The 17663-nt window shown below is 47.0% G+C and carries 14 protein-coding genes; 11 read left to right on the top strand and 3 right to left on the bottom strand.

The features are described from left to right. Positions 1–102 precede the first annotated feature (102 nt). Positions 103–1161, top strand: a complete 1059-nt coding sequence (locus tag ACRRNK_RS15065) for a lactonase family protein (protein WP_433946909.1) — start codon at positions 103–105, stop codon at positions 1159–1161. A gap of 111 nt (positions 1162–1272) precedes the next feature. Here the strand turns inward: ACRRNK_RS15065 and ACRRNK_RS15060 are convergent, their stop codons facing one another. Next, positions 1273–2091: a PPK2 family polyphosphate kinase gene (locus tag ACRRNK_RS15060; RefSeq protein ID WP_433943538.1), complete on the bottom strand. Its 819-nt coding sequence runs from the start codon at positions 2089–2091 to the stop codon at positions 1273–1275. A gap of 223 nt (positions 2092–2314) precedes the next feature. Here ACRRNK_RS15060 and ACRRNK_RS15055 point away from each other — a divergent pair, with 223 nt between their 5' ends. Next, positions 2315–3418 carry an AI-2E family transporter gene (locus ACRRNK_RS15055; RefSeq protein WP_433943537.1) on the top strand — a complete coding sequence of 368 codons (1104 nt, stop codon included), beginning with the start codon at positions 2315–2317 and terminating at the stop codon, positions 3416–3418. Between the two features lie 215 nt (positions 3419–3633). After that, complete coding sequence (locus ACRRNK_RS15050; protein WP_433943536.1) at positions 3634–5199, top strand: gluconokinase; 1566 nt, start codon at positions 3634–3636, stop codon at positions 5197–5199. Positions 5200–5258: 59 nt separating this feature from the next. Here ACRRNK_RS15050 and ACRRNK_RS15045 read toward each other — a convergent pair whose 3' ends face one another. Beyond that, positions 5259–5789: a hypothetical protein gene (locus tag ACRRNK_RS15045; RefSeq protein WP_433943535.1), complete on the bottom strand. Its 531-nt coding sequence runs from the start codon at positions 5787–5789 to the stop codon at positions 5259–5261. A gap of 163 nt (positions 5790–5952) precedes the next feature. On the opposite strand from ACRRNK_RS15045, the gene ACRRNK_RS15040 reads away from it, so the two are divergent. The 7 genes from ACRRNK_RS15040 (at position 5953) to ACRRNK_RS15010 (ending at position 15988) form a co-directional block, all read left to right on the top strand. Further along, positions 5953–6978, top strand: coding sequence for an aromatic acid exporter family protein (locus ACRRNK_RS15040; RefSeq protein WP_433943534.1), 1026 nt, complete (start codon positions 5953–5955; stop codon positions 6976–6978). Between the two features lie 228 nt (positions 6979–7206). Beyond that, positions 7207–9552 carry an RNA polymerase recycling motor HelD gene (gene helD / locus ACRRNK_RS15035; protein ID WP_433943533.1) on the top strand — a complete coding sequence of 782 codons (2346 nt, stop codon included), beginning with the start codon at positions 7207–7209 and terminating at the stop codon, positions 9550–9552. Between the two features lie 92 nt (positions 9553–9644). Next, positions 9645–10886, top strand: coding sequence for an MFS transporter (locus tag ACRRNK_RS15030; protein WP_433943532.1), 1242 nt, complete (start codon positions 9645–9647; stop codon positions 10884–10886). Between the two features lie 134 nt (positions 10887–11020). After that, entirely contained in the window at positions 11021–11695 is a 675-nt protein-coding gene (gene rpiA / locus ACRRNK_RS15025) for a ribose-5-phosphate isomerase RpiA (protein ID WP_433943531.1), read from the top strand. Between the two features lie 21 nt (positions 11696–11716). Continuing rightward, positions 11717–12148: a GNAT family N-acetyltransferase gene (locus ACRRNK_RS15020; protein WP_433943530.1), complete on the top strand. Its 432-nt coding sequence runs from the start codon at positions 11717–11719 to the stop codon at positions 12146–12148. A gap of 225 nt (positions 12149–12373) precedes the next feature. Beyond that, a complete protein-coding gene (locus ACRRNK_RS15015; protein ID WP_433943529.1) occupies positions 12374–12820 on the top strand; it encodes a MarR family winged helix-turn-helix transcriptional regulator in 447 nt (148 codons plus the stop codon). Then, entirely contained in the window at positions 12821–15988 is a 3168-nt protein-coding gene (locus ACRRNK_RS15010) for an MMPL family transporter (RefSeq protein ID WP_433943528.1), read from the top strand. A gap of 93 nt (positions 15989–16081) precedes the next feature. Here ACRRNK_RS15010 and ACRRNK_RS15005 read toward each other — a convergent pair whose 3' ends face one another. Continuing rightward, on the bottom strand, positions 16082–16756 hold the full coding sequence (locus tag ACRRNK_RS15005) for a tetratricopeptide repeat protein (RefSeq protein WP_433943527.1): 675 nt from the start codon (positions 16754–16756) through the stop codon (positions 16082–16084). A gap of 135 nt (positions 16757–16891) precedes the next feature. Here ACRRNK_RS15005 and gpmA point away from each other — a divergent pair, with 135 nt between their 5' ends. Continuing rightward, positions 16892–17641, top strand: coding sequence for a 2,3-diphosphoglycerate-dependent phosphoglycerate mutase (gene gpmA, locus ACRRNK_RS15000; protein WP_433943526.1), 750 nt, complete (start codon positions 16892–16894; stop codon positions 17639–17641). Positions 17642–17663 lie beyond the last annotated feature (22 nt).

Here is a 17663-nt window from a genome sequence, read left to right as displayed (position 1 = left end):
AGAAACAATATGAATGATATGGAATGAACTAGATCACTTGTATTGTACAAATGACGGTTACATAAGGAGGAATACAGATTGTCTACATCATCTAATCGACTGATGTTATTTATAGGATCGTACGCCGAGGCGGAAGGTCCTGGTGTCTATGTATATGAACTGCAGACAGACACAGGGGAGCTTAGACAGCTGGATCAGGTGTCCGGTCTGAAGAATCCTACTTTTTTGAATGTGGATGAGCAGAATCATAGGCTCTATTCCCTTACTGAAGCGACTGTAAAGGGGACCAAAGGGGGCGCTGCCGCATCCTTTCAAATTGATGCCTCTACCGGCAAGCTTCGTGAACTGAACCGGGAAGTTAATTTGGAGAGCACAACTTGTCACATTAACCGGGACGAGCTCAATAAATACCTGGTTGTATCCAGTTATCACGGAGGTACTGTAGGTCTCGTTGCATTGAATACAGACGGAACTATTGGCGAACTCGTAGATACGAAGCAGCATACGGGACATGGAGCAGACCCTGAACGTCAGGACAAGCCGCATGTGCATTCAGCCTTCTTCAGTCCGGATGGACGCTTCCTGTTCGTGTCAGATCTCGGGATTGATATTGTCCGCGCGTACACTATTAATGAGGCAAATCGTACGCTTGAATTCCATGCAGACACCCATTTACCACCAGGCTCTGGTCCTCGTCACTTGGCTTTCCATCCAAGCGCGAAGTATGCCTATGTGATCAATGAAGTGAACTCAACGATTGCGGCATTCAGCTATAATGAGGAAGCAGGCAAGCTTACGGCACTGGAGGTCGTTCCTACACTTCCAGAAGATTTCCAAGGCGAGAATACGACGGCTGAAATCGCTGTATCCAAGGATGGCAGATACCTGTACGGGTCCAACCGGGGACATGACAGCATCGTTGTCTATTCAATTAATGAAGACAGCGGAAAGCTAACCTATGTGGAACATGTATCCACTGAAGGCGGTCATCCAAGACACTTTGCCTTGACTCCTGACGGCAGCCTGCTTATTGCGGCTAATCGGGATTCCAATAACCTGGCTGTGTTCCGTGTGAACAAGGAGACTGGTCAGCTATCCTTCACCGGTCAGACAGCCGAGGTATCCAAGCCAGTCTGTGTGAAGCCAGTGCAGTTTAGTTAAGACAATTTGATGAGATAAGAGAGAAGGCAGCCCTTGTGGGCTGCCTTTCTCACTGCTTGTTAGTTGGATATCATATAGTGCAACCCATTCCTTCCATTAGGTGGCGGACAGTTATTTCTCGTTCATATAGCGGGCAATTTCAGACTTGGTAGCCTGAAGAAGCGGGTATTCGAGATTAAGACTTTCCAGTGTTTGTACGAGAATTCGCAGAACCAGATAATTTCGGAACCATTTCTGATTGGCGGGTACCCAGTACCAAGGGACCTGGTTCGTACTTGTGGATGCGAAGACTTCCTCATAAGCCTTCTGGTATTCATCCCAGTATTCACGCTCCAGCAGATCCGTCGGATCGAATTTCCAGAACTTGCGTGGCTCTTCCATGCGCTCATGAATTTTTTGCAGCTGTTTGTCCTTTGAGATATGAAGGAAGATCTTGATGATCTTCGTTCCCTCACTCGCAAGCATGTCCTCGAAGTGTTGAATATGCTTTAATCGCTGCCTGAGCGCCTCTTCTGTCCCTGTCTTATGTACCCATGGAACGAGCACATCCTCGTACTGGGAACGATTGAATGCCGCAATGTAGCCTTTGGCAGGCGTATGCTGATGAACTCTCCACAGGAAATCGTGAGAGACTTCCTCCACAGTAGGCTTCTTGAAGCTCGTCACACTAAACCCCTGCGGATTTACACCTGAGAATACGTGCTTGATGGTCCCGTCCTTACCGCTAGTATCCATCCCTTGTAGAATAATAAGGACCGAGTGCTTTTTCTCGGCATAAAGTATATCCTGAAGCTCACTCAGCCTTTTACGAAGGCCATCCGTCTCGGCCTCGGCCTCCTCTTTGCTTTTGAATGTGCCAGTGTCCATCGGATTAGCGCTGTTTAATGAGAAATTATCTTTAGGTTTGATCAAATACTTTTTCAGATCCATGCTTATCACTCCTTACTGATACGTATAAACAAGCGCACCTATTCATAAACATCTCACAAGGGTTTCATAAAAAATAACTTTTTTATATAAAATAATGTTACTATTAAGGATTTTGTTCGTATTGTTATAGGAAGAGACTGTTTGCTTGATTAAATGTAATTTTGTTGTCTAAGATGAATAGGAGATTTATACAAAAAGATGGGGGAAAAGGAGCCATAGCTGAATGACTTTTTTTAAGGAGCTGTTTCAAGTTCCGGGAATCCGGAGATTTTTTGCACTCGTGTTTCTAATCGCAGTACTGTATTTTTTCAGAAGTATGTTGAATTTAATTCTTATCACATTTATCTTCACCTATCTGATCAATCGGCTTCATAAGTTTATTATCAAGAGTACGGAGAAGACGGTCAGGCTTAACAAGACCTTTACAGTCGCTTCTATTTATGTGGTCATCCTCTCGCTGGTGGGGTACGTCATTTACAAGTATTCGCCTGTCCTTGTTACGGAAGTTAATGAGCTCGTGAACCAGGTGATCTCCTTCTACAACAAGCCTCCGGTCGATCTTCCAAGTAATGTCGTTGTGGATTATCTTATGGAATCTCTTAAGAAAATTGATCTGGCGAGTTATGTAGACAAAGGATTAGACTTTATCCTCAAGACGGTAACGGATATCGGGAAGTGGAGCTTTAACTTGTTCATCGCTCTGATTCTCAGCTTGTTCTTCCTCCTTGAGAAAGAAAAGGTGGTCCGCTTCACATCCAAGTTCAGTGAGAGCAAGGCTTCATACTTCTTCAACGAGCTGCAGTATTTCGGCAAGAAGTTTCTTCATTCCTTTGGCAAAATTATCGAAGTGCAGTTCCTGATTTCATTAACTAACGCGCTTCTCTCAACTGTATTTCTATGGATTCTCGGGTTCCCGAATCTGATTGCATTGGGGCTCATGATCTTCCTGCTTGGTCTGGTGCCCGTACTTGGCGTATTCGTGTCCCTGATTCCACTTTGTGCGATTGCTTTCAAGATCGGCGGTCTGACCAAGATCATCTATGTACTCATCATGATTGTGGTACTGCATGCTATTGAATCGTATATTCTTAATCCTAAATTCATGTCTTCCAAGACCCATCTGCCAATATTCTATACCTTTACGATTCTGCTCGTATCTGAGCACTTCTTTGGAGTATGGGGGCTCATCGTAGGTGTACCTGTATTTATGTTCTTCCTGGATATTCTTGAGGTCCCTGTGGGAGTCGGCGCGCAGCCGGCGCTGCAAGCTGCGGTCCCTGTAATAGAGGAAGATAAGTCAAGATCCCAGAATCCCCCGTTAGATTAACCCTGTACCATAGATAAGACCCGATCGTGAAGCGGTACAGCCGTTATGATCGGGTCTTATTCACATCGATTTCTGTATGTCATTGAAATCCACTCCTTATTTTCAGTACAATGTATTAGCTGTACACGGCGATAGGGATAATAGATCAGCAGGCCGATTTTCGGGTAATTGATCTAAGGATTCTCGAAATTGATATATGATGAGGGGTAGTTGCTATGACATTACAGCACAACGAAGCTGTACTTGGGCTTGATATCGGAACAACCAGCCTGAAAGCGGTTCTGTTCGGTCAGCGCGGGATGGTTCTCGCTTCAAGTGCAATTGAATATCCGCTAAGTCATTCCAAACCGGACTATGCCGAGCAGGATCCTGAACAGATTCTTCAAGCGGTAGTGGAGTCCATCCGCCGTGTACAAATACAAGATAAGGTCAAAGGTTATAAGATCAAAGCCATCGGGCTCAGTACAGCTATGCATTCTCTGATCGCTTTGGACTCTGATGGTAACCTGCTTACGAAAGCAATTGTCTGGACGGATAACCGAAGCTTGAGACAAGCGGAGAAGCTAAATCAGGAGCTTGGCGGACATGAGATCTATCTGCGAACCGGCACGCCTATCCATCCGATGTCTCCCCTATCCAAAATATTATGGATGAAAGAAGAGGCGCCCGAGCTATTTGAGAAGACGAGAATGTTCGCTGGCATTAAAGAGTTCATCCTGCACAGACTCTATGGTACATATATCAGTGACTACTCGATGGCTTCCGCAACCGGTCTGCTGCGTCTTGATACAATGGATTGGGATCAAGATGTGCTTGATCTGTTGAATATCTCCAAGGAGCAGCTTCCCGAGCTTGTTCCCACAACTCATGTGCTCACAGGGATGGTGTCCGCGTATGCTCTGGAGATGGGGATTCCTGCGGGAACTCCTTTTGTGGTGGGGGCGAGCGATGGGGTTCTTGCGAACCTCGGTGTTGCGGCCACAGGGCCAGGTGAGGTCGCGGTAACGATTGGAACCAGCGGGGCGATCCGAACGGTAACAGACAAACCGGTAACCGACGAGAAGGCCCGCACGTTCTGTTATGCTTTTGTTGATCATAAATGGGTGGTCGGGGGGCCAACGAATAACGGCGGGATTATGCTGCGCTGGCTGCGGGATCAATTCGCCTCACCGGAGATCGAGGTAGCGAAGAAGCTCGGTATTGATCCTTATGATCTGATGATTCAATATGCCGAGAAGGTCCCGGCGGGCTCAGAGGGGCTATTGTTCCTGCCTTTCCTTACGGGTGAGAGGGCACCTTACTGGAATGCCAATGCTAGAGGAACGTTCTTCGGAATCAGTCTCCGCCACCAGCGGGAGCATTTTATCCGGGCCGTTCTGGAAGGGGTTGTGCTGGGTATCTTCTCTGTTGGTGTCGCGCTTCGCGACTTAACAGGACCAGCCAAAGAAATTATCGCTTCCGGCGGATTTGCCCGTTCTGCAGTGTGGCGTCAGATTCTGTCGGATGTGATGGGCAAGGAGCTGTTGGTTCCTGAAGTAGCGGATGCGTCTGCCATGGGGGCAGCTATCCTGGCATTGTATGCCATAGGTGATCTTGATTCTCTCGCCGAGACTCGTTCATGGGTACGTATAACCCACAGACATAAGCCGGATCTGAAGAACAGTGAGGTGTACTTGCAGCTCTATTATATGTATGAGCGGCTGTATACCAAGCTTAAGGATGAGTTCGACATCATGGCAGAGTTCCAGCGCAGCGGAGGATTTGGCCCTACGCTGGATTGAGATTAAATCTTTGTGCTCACGTATGTATAATAAAAGCTGCCCATTACGGGCAGCTTCGTTTATGAATTGATTTTGCGGTTAATCTGATTCTGAACTGGATTCATGCCCATTCCATGATGGGGCTTATCCGCCTTACCTTTGCAGGTTCGATTGACAGCTTTTTGAATTTTATCCGGAAGAAGAGTCTTGAACTTGTCCGCTTTGTCCTGGCTTAATTTCCCTGATGCTACACTTTGATCTATTCGGGCTGAGATTGAGGTTTTCAGCTTAAGGACATATTCCGCTTCACTCCAGCCTTTCTTTTCTTTGGCGATTTCGCGCAAGGACTTCCCTTTTTTCAGCTCTGCGATTACGGCTTCATATTGAATTCCGAGAAGGGTTGCGGTCTCGCGAACCAAATGTCCGTAGAAATGGCCATGTTGTCTCCCGGTCCTGCCGTCCGCATGACTGATCTCACTACCTGGCGGCCGAACTGCATAGGGTTCACTCAGGGCGGATACTTTGCCTGAAAAGGCACCCCATGCGGCTCCTGCTGTGAGGAACACAACGGCGAGTGTACGGACAAGCCGGAATAATCTTTGTTGCTGCATAGATCTTCCACCTTTTCATGTTGGAGTATGGGGAGCTGTTGCAAGTGGGACATTACTAAGTGTGGACCAAAATACATAGTTCATAAACCAGGCAAGCTTAATATCAGATAAAATTTTGGGGTAATGATTGGTTAAGGCGTTTAGAGAACAGGAGGGGATAGCCTTGACGTTTGGAGCAAGGATGCTGAAGACCGGCATAGCGGTAACTTTGGCTTTATATTTAAGCGTGTGGCTGAATTTATCATCACCTGTTATTGCCGCTGTGGCAGCTATATTTGCAATGCAGCCTTCCATATACAGGTCATGGAGATATTTAATTGACCAGCTTCAGACCAATACTCTGGGGGCTATACTAGCGCTTCTGGCCGGAAGTGTATTCTCCAAGGAACCGATTGCGGTGGGTTTGGTATGTATTCTCGTTATTATGATTTGTCTTAAGTTAAATATGGGCGATACTATTGGGATTACACTGGTGACTGTAGTCGCCGTTATGGAAGCCTCTGGGCAATGGCAATTCGCTGTTAACCGGTTTGTACTCAGTCTTATAGGCATTGTATCTGCCTTCGTGATTAATATGGCAGTATTCCCGCCCAAACCTCGGGTACAGTTCGTAGGTCAGATTAGTCAGACTTTTAATCAGCTGTCTTTGCTGCTTCGGACCGTGATCTCCGATGAGATCAAAGAGACGGTATTCCGTAAGGAAAAACGGGAGCTGGAGGACTCTATTAATTCACTGACGGATAAATTCAAGCTGATGGAAGAAGACTTGAAGAAGCTGAAGACACCCAAGTTCAGTGACAGCCGAAAGCTTGTTGTCTATAAGCAAATGCTGAATACCCTGCGAAAAGGATATGAAGTTCTGGATGCGGTGGAACAGCATTACTTTCAGGCGGTTCGTCCTGAGTCGATCAATCAGGAGTTTGATGCTCATCTGGAGAGGCTAATCCGGTTCCACGAGCACATTCTGCTTAAGTTCGATGATAAGCTCAAGCCGAATTTCCTGGAAGCCGAGATGCTCGAACAGGAGAATGATGATTTTCTTAGACGGATGCTGGATCATTATGCAGAGAAAAGAGTGGGCGTGCTCAGGCTGTCCATTGTCTCGGCAGAGATGTATGATTACGGCCATCAGCTGGAGCGGCTGAACCGTCTATCGGATCATACCGCGCAGAAGCCTGAGGAGGGCTGAATAATTCGGACGAATGTCAAAAAAAAGTCCCGCCAGTTTGGCGGGGCTTTATTATACGGCGCCTTCCGAGCAGGCGCCAATGATTTGCAGAATGGAAGGGATACTGTTAAAATTAAAATTAGACTCTAAAATCATAATTTTAAATAAATTAATCCTGTATCAATTTTATCACATTTGAGTATGTTTGTCAATAGGTGTGAATGACACAGGAAAAGGGGCGAATAAACATTGAGTATAACCGATCAGGACTGGCAAGAAGAGCAGACACGGGTAAGTAACGTTACGGATCTCATTGGTACGCGCATCAAACGGCTGGAACGGGAAGTCGGCAGCGTACGTGGAGACGTAGTGGAAATGAGAAAGGACTTCTGGGATGAAGTTACGATTAACTTCAGCGAGTCTGATGACGTAGGTGAGACGTCCACAAGCCTTCGCCAGCAGTCCGAAATCCTGTCCGATCGGGAGCGAAGTCATCTTCATGCCTATGCTGCCCTGGGGAAAATGAAACGGCTGTTTCAGTCTCCTTATTTCGGAAGGATCGATTTCGCGGAAGAGGGGGAGCAGAGCGAAGCTATTTACCTTGGAATTGCTTCTCTCCTTGACGAGAGGGATGAGCAGTTTCTGGTCTATGACTGGCGGGCTCCGATCTCGAATTTATATTACGATAGTACCCCCGGTCCGGCGTCGTATCAGACTCCATCTGGCCAAATTGATGGGACTATTGAGCTCAAGAGACAGTATGTCATTCGTGACCGTGAGATCAAGTTAATGTTCGATACAGGTGTGACTATAGGAGATGAACTGCTGCAGCAGGTACTCAGCCGTTCTTCTGATGCACAAATGAAGAGTATTGTGGCTACAATTCAGAAGGAGCAGAACCTTATTATCCGTAATGACCGGAGCCGGATGCTGATTGTTCAGGGTGCGGCCGGCAGTGGAAAGACTTCTGCAGCTCTTCAGCGCGTTGCATATTTGCTCTATAAATACAGGGAGTATTTGAAGGCAGAGCAGGTGATTCTATTCTCTCCGAACACCATGTTCAACAGCTATGTATCAACCGTTCTTCCTGAGCTTGGAGAAGAGAATATGCGCCAGACTACATTTCAGGAGTATCTTGAACACCGGATCGGCCGTGAGTTTCAGCTTGAGGATCCTTTTGAACAGCTGGAATATGTGCTCACCCGCTACGATGAGGAGGATTATGAGGCTCGTATTGAAGGGATTCGTTATAAATCCTCGCATCAATATTACAAAGCGATTAACAATTATAAGGATAAGCTGGAACAAGAACTGATGCGGTTCAAGCCGTTACAGTTCCGGGGGCAAGAGATTGTGGGAGCCTCGGCCATTCACGACCGGTTCTATGCCTTCGATCGATCGGTAAGGCTGGCTAACCGGTGTGAACTATTGAAGGAATGGCTCCTGAAGGAAGTCGCTGCATTTGCCAAGAGTGAACTGGATAAACCTTGGGTTGAAGAACAAATTCAGCTGTTAGACACCGAGGAGTATCAGAAGGCCTATCAGCGGTTGCGGCGGAATAATCGACGTAAGAGTGAATCTTTCAATGACTATGAGGGTGAGAAGATGATCCTTGCCAAAATGGTAGTCAGCAGCAGACTCAAGCCGCTTCGGAAGTGGGTAAAGGCTCTGCGTTTCATCGATAACAAGCAGCTGTATGCCCAGCTGTTTGAACGGCCGGACCTTATGCGGGAGCTGAATGAGGGTGCTCTTCCGGATCACTGGTCCGAGATAAGCAGATTCACTTTGAATAAGCTAAAGAAGACCGAGCTTGCTTACGAGGATGCAACTCCCATGCTGTATCTCAAGGAACTTATTCTGGGCTTCCGATCCAACACTTCAATCCGTCATGTCTTTATTGATGAAGCTCAGGATTATTCGCCATTCCAGCTATTCTTCCTTAAACGGCTCTTCCCAAGAGCCAAAATGACGGCACTCGGTGATCTTAACCAGGCTATTTATGCTCATGCCTCGGTTCTTCAGCAGTCCTCCGTACTGTCCGATCTTTACGGTGAGGCGGAGAGCGAGCAGATTGTTCTGACGCGGAGCTATCGATCGACCAGGCAGATTGTTGAATTCACCAAGGGGATGATCCCTGGTGGAGAACGAATTCAGGCATTTAACCGTGACGGAGAAATGCCTGAAGTTCATAAGGTGGCTGATCGGAATGAACTTCATCAGGCTGTAATCTCGGATATTGAGAAGCTTCGTGCTGAGGGGTATGAGACGATTGCGGTCATTTGCAAGACCGCAGCTGAGAGCCTTGCCGCCTATAACGTGCTTCAGGAGATCCCTTCGGTTAAGCTGATTAAGAAGACGACCCTGAATTTCGAGCGGGGCATCCATGTTATTCCCGCATATTTGGCTAAAGGTGTGGAATTTGATGCGGTTCTTATTTACGACGGTTCCAAGGCCTGCTATGCCCGTGAGACCGAGCGGAAGCTGTTCTACACGGCTTGCACCCGGGCCATGCATTTGCTTCATGTTTATTCGGTCGGAGAATTAAGTCCTTTCATTACTAGGGCTAATCCGGACACTTATCTTAGCCTTTCCTGAATCGCTCGGAGCAAGCGGAATATTCTCATTGCTTTTCAACCACAATAACAGATATTCGGGCCAGCTCGTTATCTGAAAGGTGGTAAGTTAAGATGGATAGCAAAAAAGGGGATCTTATTGCGCTTGCTTCCATTCCGTTAATAATGACCCTGGGTAATTCAATGCTCATTCCCATCCTCCCAGAGATTTCCCGGAAATTAAAGGTTGGCTCTTTTCAAGTCAGCATGTTGATTACTGTATATGCTATCGTAGCCATTATTCTCATTCCGATTGCCGGCTATCTGTCGGACAGATTCGGACGGAAAGCGGTGATAATCCCGAGTCTGATTATTACGGGACTTGGAGGGGCTTTGTGCGGTGTCGCGCCCTGGTTTGGGCAAGGAATTTCCGTATATTGGATCATTCTGGCTGGACGGTTTCTACAGGGGGTTGGAGCAGCAGGAGCTTTTCCAATTGTAATTCCCCTTGTGGGGGACATGTTCGAGAAAGAGGAGGATGTGAGCAAGAGTCTGGGATTGATCGAGACCTCCAACACGTTCGGCAAGGTGCTAAGCCCTATTCTGGGAGCCGCTCTTGGAGCATGGCTATGGTACCTTCCTTTCCTGGCCATTCCCGCACTCTGCCTAATCTCTCTGCTGCTTGTTATCTTCTTGGTCAAATCACCTAAACGTAAAGAGAAAGACAATTCGCTTCGGTCCTTTCTTCGGGATGTGAAGGATGTTCTCAAAGAGAAGGGCCGCTGGCTGTATGCGATCTTCGTCATTGGCGGAATTTGTATGTTTTTGCTATTTGGAGTCTTGTTCTACCTGTCCGAGCAGCTTGAGACAAAGCATCATCTGAAAGGGATTATGAAAGGGCTGGTGCTGGCGATTCCTTTGGCGGCTCTGTGCCTGGCCTCCTATATTACGGGCAAGAAAATTGGCAAAAATAAAGTGCTGATGAAATGGGCAAGTGTGATCGGCATGGTGCTATCCACCGGCTCCTTATTCGGAATTAGCATGTTCAATAATATTTATTTCGTGATTTCCTGTCTGATTATCTGCGGTGCTGGGGTAGGGATTGTACTGCCTTGTACCGATACATTGATCACAGAAGGAGTTGAGAAGGAGCAGCGCGGAACGATTACCTCCTTGTACAGCAGTATGAGGTTCATTGGCGTATCCTTGGGACCTCCTGTCGTATCCCTGCTCATTCGAACCACGCATATGACCATGTTCATCGTTATCGCTGTGGTATCTCTAATTGCTGTTATCCTTATACTTCTGGCGATCAGGCCCTCTAAGGAGCCGGAAGGAGAAGCTTCAATTAGGAGGCATGCCATTCACCAGCCATGAAGAGGGACAACGAATGATGTATAAGCAAGAGCCTGCTGGTTGCAGGTTCTTTTTGATTTCAGGAGAGGGGTGCCAAGCCCAGGGTACATTTGGTATGATAGAGGCAAGCCAATACATACCGGGAGGAACAGCAAATGAATGGAAAGCAAGCGGCGGGTTATTTAGCTGCCGAATGGGTTAAAGACGGCATGACTGTGGGGCTCGGGACCGGGTCAACTGCATATTTTACAATTGAGAAGTTAGGGGAGAGAGTAGCCGGGGGCCTTAAGATTACAGCAATTGCTACTTCAAAGGCTTCTGAGGAACTTGCCCTTAAATATAACATCCCTTTATTGAATGCATCTGAGGTGGATAAGCTCGATATCGCTATTGATGGCGCGGATGAGCTTGATTCAGACCTGAGTCTGATCAAAGGCGGCGGTGCTGCGCTTCTTCGTGAGAAGCTTGTCGCTCTTCATAGTGACCAATTCATCGTAGTGGCGGATGGCAGCAAGGTCGTTAAGCGGCTAGGAGCCTTCAAGCTGCCGATTGAAGTTGTGCCTTTCTGTTATGAGTGGACACTGCATACGCTTCGCGAGAGCTACCCTGTTCCTTTTGAAGTTCGGATGAAGGACCAGGAAATTGTTGTGACCGATAATGGAAATTATATTGTTGATGCGTCATTCGGGCGGATCGAGTCCCCTCAGCAGCTTGCAGAGGAATTGAAGCGGATAACCGGGGTTGTCGACCACGGTCTATTCATTGGGATGGCATCCAAGGCAGTAGTAGGTTATGAGAATGGACGTACCGAGGTTATTGAAGGGAAATAGCAATTCTGGAGGTCTGATTATATGTTGGTCAATGTGAAAGACCAGGTAACGGCTCCGGAGATTAGCCGGATGCTTGAGTATGCCTTGTTTTCCGATGAAGAAGCACTACCGAAAGCTATTCAGCATATCCAAGCGGATGCAGAGATTAAGCTGTCTGCCCTTAAGCATGAAGGTGAGTGGATTGGACTCATCGGCTATAAGAAGGATGAACTTAACGCACTGAACATCACACATTTGGCGATATCGCCTGAACATCGAAATCAAGGGTACGGACGGGCCATTGTGCTCGAGGTTCTATATGAAGAGAAGCCTGAGCGTATTATTGCCGAGACTGATGAGGATGCCGTAGATTTCTATAGAAATATCGGCTTTATTGTCATCAGTCTTGGAAGATTGCCAAACGGCATCGAGCGATTTCGATGTGTATACGAAGTGGAAATGCCGCAAGAATAACTGGAATTATGAGACTGGCTCTCTCTCATTCGCGCTGCGAATGGGGGAGGGCTATTTTTGTGGTTTCAAACGCCAGAAAAAAGCCACTGCCGCATATATATAGTGTAAACACCATAACATTGGAGGGGATTCATAGGTCCGGTTGACATTCCGATATCTGGGATTTATAGTTCTATTATTGAACTATTTGATTATTGAATCATTTAACAGAAAGAGGGGAGAGATTTGCAGGAGCAGTCCAAAGAACTGATCAGACGTTATGTCACTGCTTCGGCTACCGTGACCAAGCGGCTCAGTAGTGAAATTGCCAAGATCGTTCAAGATGAGATGACCGTTGATCAGTACCAGATAATGTACCATATCAAGACACAGCAAGAGTGTACGTCTACGGAGCTTGCGGATGCCTTTTGTGTGGGGAAGAGCTCGATTACAGCGATCATTACCCGGCTCGTGGATCGGGGCTTGGTTGAGAGAACCCGGGATGAGGGGGACCGCCGGCTGGTGTATCTGTCACTTACGGACCTTGGTCATGAGATTTCAGGCAAGGCTGATGAGAAAGTGCAAGAAGTGGTATCCAGATATCTCACCCATTTTAATCAGGAAGAAATTGAGTCTTTCATCACTATTTTTGAGAAACTCGCTAGTCTGTTTGAAGAAGGGAGTAAGGAGTAAATGAGATTTATATTAAAAGCCAGATGGTGGATTATTCTCCTCTGGATCGCCGCAGCCGTGGGCTTAATGCTCACAGCTCCTTCCATGGCGGATTTGGTCCGTCAGAAAGGCAATTTGAATGTGCCTTCAGGGTACTCTTCATCCGAAGCATCTGCCTTGCTGAAGGAAATTTCCGCGATGAAGGGGGGAGGGAAAGAGACGCAGATTGCGCTCGTCTTCCACGAAGACAATGCTTTAAATCAGGCGGCCAAGGATTCGGTTAAGAGCGGCATACAGAAATTGAATGATGCGAAAGCAAAAATTGGGATTGCATCCATAACCGACCCTTTTTCAACTCCGGACGCAGCTGATAAGATGATCTCCAAGGACGGCAAGACGATCCTAACGGCCCTCTCTGTTGAAACGGACGGACGTCCGCTCAAGGAGATCGAGAACGATATCCGCAGTACGCTGGATTCCGTTACGGTTAAGCACTATCTGACGGGTCAAGAGCAGATTAATGAGGATACGATTGCAAGCTCGGAGAGCGGACTCAAGAAATCAGAGTATATTACCGTCGTCTTCATTCTTCTGATTCTGTTCATAAGCTTCCGTTCGTTTGTGGCTCCGTTTATTCCGCTGCTCACAGTAGGAATCAGCTATGTGGTGTCACAGTCAGTGGTAGCATTCCTGGTTGACTCATTTGACTTTCCGTTATCGACATTTACGCAGATCTTTATGGTCGCGATTATGTTCGGAATCGGTACAGATTATTGTATTCTGCTAATAAGCCGATTTAAGGAAGAGCTACAGCATACGGATGATAAATGGGAAGCCATCATAGCTACATACCGTACCGCGGGGAAGACGGTGTTCTTCTCAGGTCTTGCTGTGCTTGTTGGTTTTGCGGCAATTGGTTTATCGAAATTTATCCTATACAAATCAGCTGTTGCCGTAGCGGTAGGGGTTGCTGTGATGCTGGTAGCCCTTCTTACGGTGGTTCCATTCTTTATGGCGGTCCTGGGTACCAAGATTTTCTGGCCTGCCAAAGGCTCGCTTGAGCACAAGGAGAATAAATTCTGGGGTATGTTTGGTGCTTTATCACTTAAACGTCCTTGGGCGGCCATGCTGATTGTTGTTATTTTCACCGTACCTTTCCTGTTCAGCTACAGCGGTAAGGTATCCTTCAATAGTATGGAGGAAATTGGCAGCAACTATGAGTCGGTTAAAGCATTTAACATCATCTCTGATAGCTTCGAGCCGGGTGAATCCCTGCCTACTTCGATCGTGATCAAGAATAATGAACGTATGGATTCTGCAGAGTATATGGCTCTGGCTGAGAAGATTAGCCGGGAGGTTAAGTCGGTTGAAGGTGTTGCAAGTGTACGCGGACTAAGCCGTCCAACCGGTGATGAAGTGAAGGACTTCAAGCTGACTGAGCAAGTGAAGACAGTTGGGGATGGGCTTGGTAAAGGGAACGAAGGATTGAATACGATCCAAGATGGTCTTACTAAAGCGAGTAATTCGTTAAGTGAGAACGAGCCGAAGCTCAAGCAGGCAGCCGATAGCACAGGGAAGCTTGCTGAAGGCACGGCAAAGCTGAAGGATGGAATCTCCCAGCTGAATAACGGGTTAACCGCGATCGAGAAGGGAATACGAAGCGGTTCTTCTGGAGCAGGGAAGCTTAAGCAAGGGCTGCAGCAGGCCAAGAAAAGTGCCCAGCAGTTAGCCGCTGCCCAGCAGCAGCTTCTAAAGTCCTATCAGCAAATTAGCCAGGGACTTGACGCAATTAATGGAGGCTTCTCGGGTGTTAGCGAGCAGTTAAACGGGGCTGCACAAGGGCTTAACAGCCTTAACGGGAAATTTAGCAGCATGGAGAGCAAGTATCCTGATCTTGCGACCGACCCTGATTATTTGACCATTCGGGGTACAGTTACAGAAACGGGTAAAGGCATGACCCAAATGGCTGCCGGACTTAAGCAGCTGCAAGTTTCTCTGAATCAAGCAGCCGGTGGCCTTAAGCAGGCGAATGAGGGCTTTGCTAAAGTGGCTGGAGGTCAGTCCGCGCTAGCAGGCGGATTTGATCAGCTTATTAACGGGATCTCCCAGCTTGAAACGGGGCTGAGTCAAGCGGCAACGGGTCAAGGTCAGATTATCGATAAAATCCCTTCTGTAGTTAGTGGGCTCTCTCAAATTGAGAATGGTCAGAAGCAGGTACAAAGCGGATTCACTCAATTCTCGGGACAGATTTCCAAGCTTACTGACGGACTCAGTCAAAGTGCGAACGGGATTGCTAAGGTGTCCGGCGGGCTTGATACAGCGAAGGATTATCTGAATCAAGTTGGGACCGCGGATAACGGACTCAGCGGCTTCTATGTTCCCGATGAAGCCTTGAACAACAAGGATATTAATCAATTGTTCGATACCTACCTGTCTTCAGATCGCAAGATCATGACCTTGGATGTTGTCTTCTCTGAGAATCCGTATGGTACAAAAGCGATCAATCAGGTTGATCAGCTAAAGGCTGCTGTGGATCGTGCGATTCAGGGCACGAAGCTGGCCAAGGCTGAGATCGGCTTTGGAGGAGTATCGAGTACATTCAATGACTTGAGAACCATTTCTAATGAAGACTACACGCGTACCGTAGTATTAATGCTGGCGGGTATATTCATTATTCTGGTTCTGCTGCTTCGTTCGATTATCATGCCGATCTATCTAATTGCTTCACTGGTTCTTACCTTCTATACTTCCCTGGGAGTTACAGAGCTTATCTTTGTGAAGATCTTGGGCATGTCTGGCATCAGCTGGTCAACTCCATTCTTTGGTTTCGTTATTCTCGTAGCGCTGGGCATAGATTATAGTATCTTCCTGATGGACCGGTTCAATGAGAATAAAGCCTGGAATGTAGGAGATGCCATTCTTTCTGCCATGAAGAATATGGGGACTGTCATTCTGTCCGCTGCTGTTATTTTGGGCGGAACTTTTGCCTCCATGTATCCTTCAGGTGTCATGTCTATGATGCAAATTGCTACCGTGGTATTGACAGGTCTTGCCTTGTATTCATTAGTCATTCTTCCGTTCCTCATTCCGGTTATGGTCAAGATGTTCGGAAGTGCGAACTGGTGGCCTTTCTTCAGCAAAAATGAGTCGGGCAGCGTTAAATCATCCAAGGTTGAGCATATCAGTTAAAATATACAGAAGAAAACCAGCCATCAGCAAGCGAAGTAGCTGCTAATGGCTGGTTTTCTTTGTGTTAAGGAATAGGGGTATAATATTGGAAAGTTATAATTTTTGCCGTTTGAACCAGCTTCTTAATGCCCAACCGCGTTCTTGACGCTTCTTGTACTTAGGCAGTGAACGGTAAATACTGATGGATTCTGTGTAGGCGCTGCGCGCCTCGGCTTTCCGGTTCAAGGATTGATATACATTACCGAGCAAATAATAAGCCTCACTGGAAGACGAGTGGATAAGACTGAATTTCTCGGCATAATATATAGACTTCTCAGCGTTTCTGTTCTGATAGACTGCTGCCAGCTTGAGATATGGCTGACCGTAACGAACACGTTCGTTGAGCTTCAGAGCACGAAGCATATGTACCTCGGCTTCTTCCACTTGGCCGAGTCCTAGAGCAGCTGTTCCGAGATCGTCCCAATATTCTGCTGAATCTTCAGACAAAGGCTCCATTTCTTTCAGCAGGGAGTAAGCTTCACTGTATTTCTTCCTCTCCAGCAGAAGTCTTGCGAGATCACGTTTGGCTGAGATGTCATGATGATTAAGTGTAAGCTGCTGACGAAGTAAGGATATGCTCCTCATTCGCCGAATTGGTCTAGTCACACTCGGAAATACGCCGACAAATTGCCGGTCAAGCACATAAATGATGGCCAGTAGGATGATAAGTGCTAGAAATGGATTTCCAACAAGCCACCATAATGCTGAAAATAGAAGAAATTTAGACATCGAAACCTCCACAGAATTTGTAATTATTTCCGATTATATCACAAGCAGGGAGATTACTCGCAGATTAGTTCTAAGAGCCGTTGATATGGGTATATCTATCTATATATTTTATATGGTGAAGAGAGGGATAGGCGCATGTATAAATTAGTTCTTGTAAGACACGGAGAAAGTATATTTAACCTGGAGAACCGATTCACCGGCTGGACGGATGTGGATCTGTCCGAGAAAGGAATTACGGAGGCGAAGGAAGCCGGAAAGCTGCTGAAGCAGGATGAATTTATTTTTGATGTGGCGTTCACTTCATATCTGAAGCGGGCAATCAAGACTCTGCATTACATACTTGAGGAAATGGACTTGCTGTGGATTCCAGTCCATAAGACTTGGCAGCTCAATGAGAGGCATTATGGCGCTCTTCAGGGGCTGAGCAAAGAAGCAACCGCGGTCAAGTATGGGGCGGATCAGGTCCATCTGTGGCGTAGAGGCTATGACGTGCTGCCGCCCGCTCTTACCAAAGAGGATGACCGATACCCGCGAAATGATGTTAAATACCGGGATGTTCCGGATCAATACATTCCTCTGACCGAAAGTCTAAAAGAGACCATTGTCCGGGTTGAGGACTACTGGAATAATATGATCATTCCACAGATCACCGCAGGCAAACGGGTAATTATCTCCGCGCATGGCAACAGTCTAAGAGCTCTGGTTAAGTATTTGGATCAGATGAGTGATGAAGAGGTTATTGATCTCAACATTCCTACCGGTACGCCTTTGGTATATACGCTTGATGAGAATTTCAGACCTATAGAGAAATATTACCTGGGCAGTGAAAGACGGACCGAGAAGAAGATTGAGAAAGTAGCTGACCCTGGAAAAATTATGGAATAAGGGTACAGGCCGATACGGCCTC

Origin of the sequence: Paenibacillus sp. SN-8-1 (assembly GCF_050995535.1) — a bacterium.
Lineage (GTDB): Bacteria > Bacillota > Bacilli > Paenibacillales > Paenibacillaceae > Fontibacillus.
Note: the sequence above shows the minus strand (reverse complement) of the source record. Positions and strands in the feature narration are given on the sequence as shown.